The sequence below is a fragment of the Moorena sp. SIO3B2 genome, assembly GCF_010692525.1.
Classification (GTDB): domain Bacteria; phylum Cyanobacteriota; class Cyanobacteriia; order Cyanobacteriales; family Coleofasciculaceae; genus Moorena; species Moorena producens.
In genome coordinates this window covers 16263-24040 of the sequence record NZ_JAAHHE010000088.1, presented here as the reverse complement: position 1 = coordinate 24040, position 7778 = coordinate 16263, and the positions used below count along the sequence as shown (strand labels likewise).

General features: G+C 45.3%; 10 protein-coding genes and 1 pseudogene. 3 read left to right on the top strand and 8 right to left on the bottom strand.

Annotated features, from left to right (window positions below; genetic code table 11):
• Positions 1 to 124 precede the first annotated feature (124 nt).
• Together F6K38_RS19150 and F6K38_RS19145 are read left to right on the top strand one after the other, a co-directional pair.
• On the top strand, positions 125 to 802 hold the full coding sequence (locus tag F6K38_RS19150) for a tetratricopeptide repeat protein (RefSeq protein WP_287357146.1): 678 nt from the start codon (positions 125 to 127) through the stop codon (positions 800 to 802).
• A gap of 9 nt (positions 803 to 811) precedes the next feature.
• Positions 812 to 1186, top strand: a complete 375-nt coding sequence (locus F6K38_RS19145) for a tetratricopeptide repeat protein (protein ID WP_287249278.1) — start codon at positions 812 to 814, stop codon at positions 1184 to 1186.
• Positions 1187 to 1573: 387 nt separating this feature from the next.
• On the opposite strand, the gene F6K38_RS19140 is transcribed toward F6K38_RS19145, so the two are convergent.
• The 8 genes from F6K38_RS19140 to nagA all read right to left on the bottom strand — a co-directional run bounded on the left by F6K38_RS19140 (position 1574) and on the right by nagA (position 7655).
• Positions 1574 to 3013: a serine/threonine-protein kinase gene (locus F6K38_RS19140; RefSeq protein ID WP_009149187.1), complete on the bottom strand. Its 1440-nt coding sequence runs from the start codon at positions 3011 to 3013 to the stop codon at positions 1574 to 1576.
• 456 nt (positions 3014 to 3469) lie between these two features.
• A complete protein-coding gene (gene mdh, locus F6K38_RS19135) occupies positions 3470 to 4441 on the bottom strand; it encodes a malate dehydrogenase (RefSeq protein ID WP_009149185.1) in 972 nt (323 codons plus the stop codon).
• Positions 4442 to 4749: 308 nt separating this feature from the next.
• Entirely contained in the window at positions 4750 to 4971 is a 222-nt protein-coding gene (locus F6K38_RS19130) for an NAD(P)H-quinone oxidoreductase subunit O (RefSeq protein WP_009149183.1), read from the bottom strand.
• Between the two features lie 24 nt (positions 4972 to 4995).
• Positions 4996 to 5133, bottom strand: a complete 138-nt coding sequence (locus F6K38_RS19125; protein ID WP_287249273.1) for a hypothetical protein — start codon at positions 5131 to 5133, stop codon at positions 4996 to 4998.
• A complete protein-coding gene (locus F6K38_RS19120; protein ID WP_287249271.1) occupies positions 5130 to 5978 on the bottom strand; it encodes a DNA-formamidopyrimidine glycosylase in 849 nt (282 codons plus the stop codon). The genes F6K38_RS19125 and F6K38_RS19120 overlap by 4 nt, the downstream gene beginning before the upstream one ends.
• Before the next feature lie 93 nt (positions 5979 to 6071).
• Positions 6072 to 6287 (bottom strand): photosystem I reaction center subunit IV, encoded by a 216-nt coding sequence (locus tag F6K38_RS19115; protein WP_009149180.1) that lies wholly within the window; start codon positions 6285 to 6287, stop codon positions 6072 to 6074.
• Positions 6288 to 6372: 85 nt separating this feature from the next.
• Positions 6373 to 6510 carry a hypothetical protein gene (locus F6K38_RS19110; RefSeq protein ID WP_287249269.1) on the bottom strand — a complete coding sequence of 46 codons (138 nt, stop codon included), beginning with the start codon at positions 6508 to 6510 and terminating at the stop codon, positions 6373 to 6375.
• The gene (nagA, locus tag F6K38_RS19105) at positions 6495 to 7655 is read right to left on the bottom strand and encodes an N-acetylglucosamine-6-phosphate deacetylase (protein ID WP_287249267.1); all 1161 of its coding nucleotides are present in this window, start codon (positions 7653 to 7655) and stop codon (positions 6495 to 6497) included. Before nagA ends, F6K38_RS19110 begins: the two co-directional genes overlap by 16 nt.
• A gap of 45 nt (positions 7656 to 7700) precedes the next feature.
• Here nagA and F6K38_RS44285 point away from each other — a divergent pair.
• A pseudogene (locus F6K38_RS44285) lies at positions 7701 to 7778 on the top strand (5-(carboxyamino)imidazole ribonucleotide mutase); the annotation flags it as partial.

Genomic DNA, 7778 nt, shown 5'->3' with positions numbered 1-7778 from the left:
AATCTGCCCCATCTCTCCATCAATCTTCTTGATGATGGGTATTCAACCGGACTTGATCTAAGGCAGCCCCCCTGGTGCTTTTGAAGGACTTGCTTTTTTTGTGATCAACAAAAAACGACTAACAATGGACGAAATCTCAGAAACCCCTACCTCAGCTAATCCCTCATCCCAAGACTATCGCCAATTCTTGATAGAGGTATTGCTAGCGATCGCTCACAGCAATGGCAACCCCAAAGTCGTCTACCCACTCCTGCAAGCCAACCTAGACAAACTCGATCATAACTTTATCCATACCCTTCAAGCCTGGGCTAGTGCTAAATTCTCAGAAGCGGAACCAGAAACAGCAGAACGCATTGCTAGAAATATTGGCAACTTCAGCAACCTGATCAAGAATTTTCCACTGGGCAATAAAGCCAATAACATAGAAATCGCTATGGCTGGTTACGAACAGCTGCTAACAGTTTTTACCCGTGAGAGTAACCGGGAAATTTGGGCAGCTATTCAAACCAACCTGGGCAATGCCTACTGTCAAAGAATCGGCCACAACAGGGCTGAGAATCTAGAAAAAGCCATTGAAGCATACCAACTAGCCTTGTCAGTTTACACCAAACAAGACTTACCCATCGAGTGGGCAATGACTCAAAACAACTTGGGCATTGCCTACCGTGAAAGAATCTGTGGTGACAAGATTGAGAATCTAGAACTTGCGATTGAAGCATACGAACTAGCTTTGTCAGTTCACACCAAATCAGACTTCCCTATCCAGTGGACAAGAAATCAAAACAACCTGGGTGCTGCCTAAAGTAACAGAATGCGCCACGACAGGGCTCAGAATATAGAACTTGCTATTGAAGCATACCAACGAGCCTTGTCAGTTTACCATAAATCAGACTTAGCCATTGAGTGGGCAATGACTCAAAATCACCTGGGCACAGCCTACTTTGAAAAAATCCCCCAGGACAAGGCTGAGAATATCGAACTTGCTATTGCTGCATACCAACTAACTTTGGAAGTTTATACCAAAAAAGACTTGCCCTATGATTGGGCAATGACTCAATATAACCTAGGTAATGCCTACCGTAAGAGAATACTAGGAGATACTACAGAAAATCAGGAAAATGCGATCGCATCCTATAAAAATGCTTCAGAAATATACTTCCATGACGACTTTCCCGAAGATTGGTAAAACGTTCAACCTTATATTGCTAGACTACTGATTCAGGCAGGAAACTGATATATATTTCGACAATCCAATAGTTTTCCAGCACCCTCTGCTCTCCTCCCATTACTGCCATCGGTTCTGGCTTTAAATTGCGACAATGCAATAGTTTTTAACCACTCATACCCTTTATAAATCCCATAATTCCCATTACCCTCATCGGTTCTGGCTTTAAATTGCGACAATGCAATAGTTTTCCAACACCCTCTGCTCCCAGAAAACCCACACAATCCACCCTCTCCCCAAAACATCTAAGCTAATGCGCATTTAAATTGGTTTTTCCCCGTTCCCAGATCCGCTGATCCGAAGTTCCCTTTGAGCAATTTAGGTATCCCAATCTAAATGCTTAACAGCTTAATTACTCAAAAAAGCCTCTTGTTCCAAATTATCAAGTAAATCCTCAGCAATTTGATACCAAGCTTGCCGGAATTGAACATCATCTTGTTTATCGGAAAGAGTCTTTCCCTTTAATTGGGGATATGTACTATAAAAAAATTGATCAACTTTCTGATAAAAAGTCCCTGGTTCAATCTTCAAATCTAGGCAACGCTGATAGATTTGCTTTTGCCGTTGCTGCTCGGTGTTACTCACAGATGATTTAGAGGGCAATGATGGTATAGAGGGCAATTGCCAGGATATCTTCGGGAATTTTGGTGTAGGAAACCCTCCTCTAGCTACTGCTACCGTTCCAAACACTACTAATAAAGAAATGGACATAGAAATACCAAAAAACCTTAGTTCACGGTTAGTGGATTGCTGTTTGCGATTGAGCACAGCAGTGAACGTTGTTTTAATAGTTTGACCAGGAGCAGCCACTAAGGTAGCGATCTGGGTAAATAGTGTATTTGGTTGTTTATTTGGTTGTTTATTTGGTTGTTTATTTGGTAGCTTAGTTGGTTGTTGATTTGGTAGATTATTTGGTAGCTTAGTTGGCTGCTGGCTACTTACCGGCTGGGGAATTACGGTTTCTAGGGCTTCACTGACATCTTGGGCTGACTGATACCGTTCTTTAGGAAGATTAGCCAGCATTTTAGCCAAGACCGATTTGAAGCTGGGGCTAATGGTTATCTCTTGCCAAAGCCAGGTGGCGTGATAACTATCATAAAAGTCTAGAGGCTGTTTACCGGTTAGCAATACTAAAGCAGTTACCGCTAAAGCGTAAAGGTCGCTAGTGGCATCAGCTTTGCCATATCGTAACTGTTCATCTGGGGAGTAACCCCGCTTTCCCACTTGAGTGCCAATCACGTATCCGGTTGATTGGACAATGGCAGTGGTTACCATTTCTTTGACACAACCAAAGTCAATTAATACTGGCTTATTGTCAGAATTCCGTTTAATCAGATTATCCGGAGAAATATCCCGATGAATGATCTGCTTAGAGTGGATATAATCTAAAACTGGCAAGATGTCTTGGAGCAGTTTAATCACATCTGCTTCCCTAAACTTTTGACCCTGGACTAAAAGCTGGTGATAGGTTAACCCTTCCACATAGTCTTGTACTAAAAAGAGATAATTTTTACGACCAATACTGGTTCTAAGTAACTCTCGAAAACAAGGAATTTGGTTATGTCTGAGCTGGTATAGCATCCCAGCTTCTCGCTCAAATAATTCTTGAGCTTTTTGTAATTCATAGTTGTTTTGAAGTTGGGGAGCAAATTCTTTGAGTACACAACGCTCTTGATAGCGATTAGCATCTTCAGCGAGATAGGTACGTCCAAAAGTTCCTTGACCTAAATCGCCTAAGATTGTATAGCGGTCTTTGATAATTGCTCCAGGTTTTAAGGTATTAGACATAATAGCCGCCAATTGATGATTTATAGTTTAGGGAAGAGGGAGCAGGGAGCAGGGAATCGGGAATCGGGAATCGGGAATCGGGAATCGGGAATCGGGAATCGGAAGGAGTAGGAAAGAAATACGAGGATTTTTTGCAGAAGGAAGTTTTAATCCAGTAATAAAAATTTACCTTGTCAACCTATCGTTGTTCTCAACAGAGCAGAAAGTAGGATAAAAATGATAAACAATGTATTTAAATAAAATGTATTGAAAAATTCCAACTTAATCGAAAACTACTTATTATCTGTTTCCTATTCCCTGTTCCCTATACTAATGAGTACCATGGGATGGAATTGAATAGACCGCAAATGATACTGTTTGTGTCTATTCTTATCCCCTGTTCCCAGATCCGCTGTTCCCAGATCCGCTGTTCCCAGATCCGCTGTTCCCAGATCCGCTGTTCCCTGTTCCCTATTCCTAATGACCCAGCATCCCTTGTGCCTTCTTAATATTGTCACGAACTGATTCAGCGGATATCTTGAGGGAGGACAGTTCAAGATCTGTCAACTTTAATTCCAAAATTTTTTCGATGCCTCGACACCCCAATCGGGTGGGTACTCCTATAAAAATATCTTGCAAACCATATTCACCCTGAAGGTAGGCAGCTGCGGTGATTTGGCGGGATTGGTTGTGTAATATTGCTTCTACCATCAAACAGGCGGAGGATGCTGGGGCAAAATAAGCACTGCCAGTGCGCATCAGTTCTACAATTTCTGCCCCTCCTCGACGAGTCCGTTCGATCAGGGCTTCTATCCGGTCTGGTGTCATCAGTTCCGTGATGGGAACACCACTAACGGTAGAGTAGCGGGGTAGTGGCACCATTAAGTCCCCATGGCCTCCGAGCACTACTGCATTCACATCCGCAACGGATACACCATTTTCCATGGCAATGAATGTCCGGAATCGGGTAGAATCCAACACCCCTGCCATGCCCATGACGCGATGGGGTGGTAAGTCAGTAGCTTGCCAGGCTAGGTAGGTCATCACATCGAGGGGATTGGTGACCACGATTAACATGGCATCTGGGGATTTTGCGGACGCATTTTTAGCCGCTTCCACCACAATTTTGGAATTGATCTGTAGCAGGTCATCCCGACTCATGCCTGGTTTCCGGGGACTTCCTGCCGTAATCACCACCACATCGGAACCAGCAGTATCAGCATAGTCATTAGTTCCGATAATTTGGCAATCGTGGCCTTCAATGCCCCTGGCCTCTAGTAAATCTAGAGCAATGCCTTGGGGCATACCTGGTACAATATCGAGGAGTACGACATCGGCCAGATTTTTCTCAGCAATCCGTTGGACAAGAGTACTCCCTACTCTACCACCACCGATGACGGATACACGGTTGTCGTGGCAAGCAATTGGGGAGTTGGGATAGGGTACCATGATCGGAATGGGTAGCGTGGAAATGCGTTCGCGTAGCGTGGCCTACGGCCAATCGCTTTTCAGGAACTCCCCCAAAATTGGGGTATTTAGGGGGCTATGGGTGCCAAAGCTCACAAGGGTAGGTTTGTGAACATTGGGGCGAGTATGTACTTTCGTTACTTAGAATTATAAATATGTATCTAATTATACAATATTTTTCGGAATAATTCTTTCCATCTCCCCATTTTTCTACGGTGCGCGTTCCCTAGCGCTTTAAAAAAGCGCGGGGTCGCACCGCTCCCTACTCCCTACTCCCTACTCTTTACTATTCAAGAGGAGATTTCCAACTGGTCAATGCGCAACCAAATGTTGGGGGTAGGTACCCGACCAAATTTGACCAGGGCATAATCCCCCTTGATATCAAGAATTTCCCCATCAGTTTCAAACAGATAAGAGGAAAAGCGGGGGTCACTTGCTTTGGCTTCCAGGCTACCTTCTAACTGGGCTTGGATAGCCCGAACCAATACTCCCTTTTTAATTTTCCCAGCCATAAAATCTCTTTTGTCTTTCCTATTCTATTGTATCGGGGGAATGGGGAATCGGGAATGGGGAATCGGGAATCGGGAGTCGGGAATCGGGAATCGGAAATCGGGAATAGAAATCTCGACACTTCCGACACTTCCGACACTTCCGACACTTCCCAGCCTGATCAACGCTGACAGTTCGGACAAAAGTGAGCGGAGCGACCGACTAATTTGGTTCGCTGGATGGGGGTGCTACAGATACGACAGGGTTCTCCGGTGCGACCATAAACCCAGGCAATCCCCTTATAGTTGCCATTGACTCCCTGGACGTTGATAAAATCACTAAACGTGGTACCACCAGACTCAATCGCTTTTTGCAATACTTGGATAACCGCGATGCTCAGCTTTTCGATCTGCTCTAACCCCAAATCTTTACAAAGGGTTTCTGGTCGAATACCACTCAAGAATAATGCTTCATCGGCATAGATATTACCTATTCCTGCTACCAGGGACTGATCGAGCAAGGCGGTTTTAATCGCACGCTGGCGGTGATGGAGCTTACTGACTAGGTAATCTGTAGAAAATTCCTGGGAAAACGGTTCTGGTCCGAGTTGCTTTAGACCAGTGATAATGGTTTCTGGTAAATGGGATGGCGGAATCCACCACATTCGACCAAAAGTGCGCTGGTCGATAAACCTTAACTCCTGGTTGTTTGGGAAAAATAATCGCACTCGCGTGTGTTTTGGCTGAGGCTGGTCTTGACTTAGCCATAGCAGTTGACCAGTCATCCGGAGGTGAACACCTAACCAACCGGCTTGATCAGTATCTGACTTGGTTAGTTTAGCGAGTAGGTATTTGCCCCGTCGATGCCAATCACTAATGGTGACAGTTTTGAGTTGGGCTAAAAAATCTTTCGGAGAAATAGGGTGGGCGATGGTGCGCGATAGTAACACCTCTCCACCCTGGATTTCCTGGCCTGTAGTCACTTGATTTAGACCCAGGCGAATTGTTTCAACTTCTGGTAGTTCCGGCACGATTGAGTGCTTTAGTTGATCAATGGTGAGTGCTACCGTGTTAACTTAGCACTCTACAGACACCAGGAACTCAAATTCCTGAGTCTGGCTAGGTTAACCAACTACTTCCAGTTCAGTGGGTGCAAAGTTATTGGTGTTCACCCCAGAGGGGCTACCACTATAGCCAGCGTAGTTGACCTTATCAAAGCGGACAATCACTGGGTATTTGATACCACTTTTGTCTACACTAGCCACAGTTCCCACATCGTTATACCAGTAGGATTCTTTTCTTTTAATCCGAACTTTTGCACCACGTTTTAGTTCTGCCATAAAAAAATTTACCTTACGCTCTAGTTCTACAGCGTACTACTCAATTAGGCTTCTCCGTTGACTTGATTGTTTAAGTTTTATTAATTTACCTGTAGGGAGTCGGGAGTCGGGAGTCGGGAGCGGTGCGACCCAAGGGCGATTTACTCGCCCATTGGAAAGCGCACCGAGGGAATCGGGAATCGGGAATCGGGAGTCGGAAGAGTGAGACTACAAACGCTGCCAACTCAGCTTTGATGTTTCCTCATCGAGATGCCAGCGTAATAACTGAGCTGGTTGACCGATGCTTAGGGTTGCTAAACCGATGGCTTGGCGAGGGGAAACCGTTGCGAGGGCAATGCCATTCTCAACGCTACAAATCCCCCACTGGACTAAATTCTCTACTCCTACCAATAAGGGCAAGGTTGTTCCAGATAATGTCCCATCTGGTAGCCGTGCTGTCCCGTTTGTGACCTCTATCTTGCGGGTGTCCCAGGGATAGACGCCATCGGGTAATCCCATTGGTGCTAGGGCATCGCTAACTAGAAAAATCCCTTGTTGATAACCCCCAGCACGGAGCAGCAATTGGATCATGGTGGAACAAACGTGCTGACCATCGGCAATTAGTCCACACTGGACACCGGGAGTAACTAGGGCAGCTCCCAGTAATCCTGGTTTGCGGTGATGGAGTCCTGGCATGGCATTAAAGGCATGGGTTACCATGGATGCCCCATCTTCAAAAGCTCTTTGGGCTTGCTCTGCTGTGGCTTGGGAGTGACCGAGACTAACAATTATGTTGCGCGATCGCAAATACGGAATCACCTCACCAATGCTCTCTAACTCTGGCGCTATTGTAATAATCTTGACCAGATCACCATAGTCTCCCAAAACTTCCTTGACATTTTCAAGATTAAGTGGTAATAGATACTCAAGAGGATGAGCCCCCCGTTTTTGGGGATTGAGAAAAGGCCCTTCTAGATGGACACCCAAGATGCGGGCGCTTGGGGTCTGGTAAGGTTGGGAAGGGATAAATTCAGCAAAGACAGAAAGCGTACGCTGAATCTTCTCGACCGAGGTAGTGACCAGAGTGGGTAAAAACTGATCCACACCCTGATGCCAAAGGAATTGACAAATCTCCTGGAGTAAAGGGATGTGGTGAAAATCGACATCGGTGAAGGCTAAGCCTAGCCCCCCATTAATCTGCAAATCCACACCCCCTAGGGAGACCCAATCCCCAGCAACGTCAAGGATAGCCGGGTTAGGAAGAGTATCTAGCTTAGGAAGAGTTTCTAGCTTCGGTGCGATCGCGTCAATAATTCCATGATCATTAATATGAATATTCTGTAAACCTTGGTAACTAGGGACACGAGCATTGATAATATCTAGAGTCATTAGGGAATGTGGCGAAGTCTAATCATATACCATCAAACATGATTCATGACCAATAACCAACCGTTAATTGGGATTATTATGGGCAGCGATTCCGATTTGCCCACCATGCAAAATGCGATCGCA

Excerpts from the sequence above, each read along its gene's own strand:
- F6K38_RS19150 (WP_287357146.1), top strand. The coding sequence starts at position 125 with ATGGACGAAATCTCAGAAACCCCTACCTCAGCTAATCCCTCATCCCAA.
- F6K38_RS19145 (WP_287249278.1), top strand. The coding sequence starts at position 812 with ATGCGCCACGACAGGGCTCAGAATATAGAACTTGCTATTGAAGCATAC.
- F6K38_RS19140 (WP_009149187.1), bottom strand. The coding sequence starts at position 3,013 with ATGTCTAATACCTTAAAACCTGGAGCAATTATCAAAGACCGCTATACA.
- mdh (WP_009149185.1), bottom strand. The coding sequence starts at position 4,441 with ATGGTACCCTATCCCAACTCCCCAATTGCTTGCCACGACAACCGTGTA.
- F6K38_RS19130 (WP_009149183.1), bottom strand. The coding sequence starts at position 4,971 with ATGGCTGGGAAAATTAAAAAGGGAGTATTGGTTCGGGCTATCCAAGCC.
- F6K38_RS19115 (WP_009149180.1), bottom strand. The coding sequence starts at position 6,287 with ATGGCAGAACTAAAACGTGGTGCAAAAGTTCGGATTAAAAGAAAAGAA.
- nagA (WP_287249267.1), bottom strand. The coding sequence starts at position 7,655 with ATGACTCTAGATATTATCAATGCTCGTGTCCCTAGTTACCAAGGTTTA.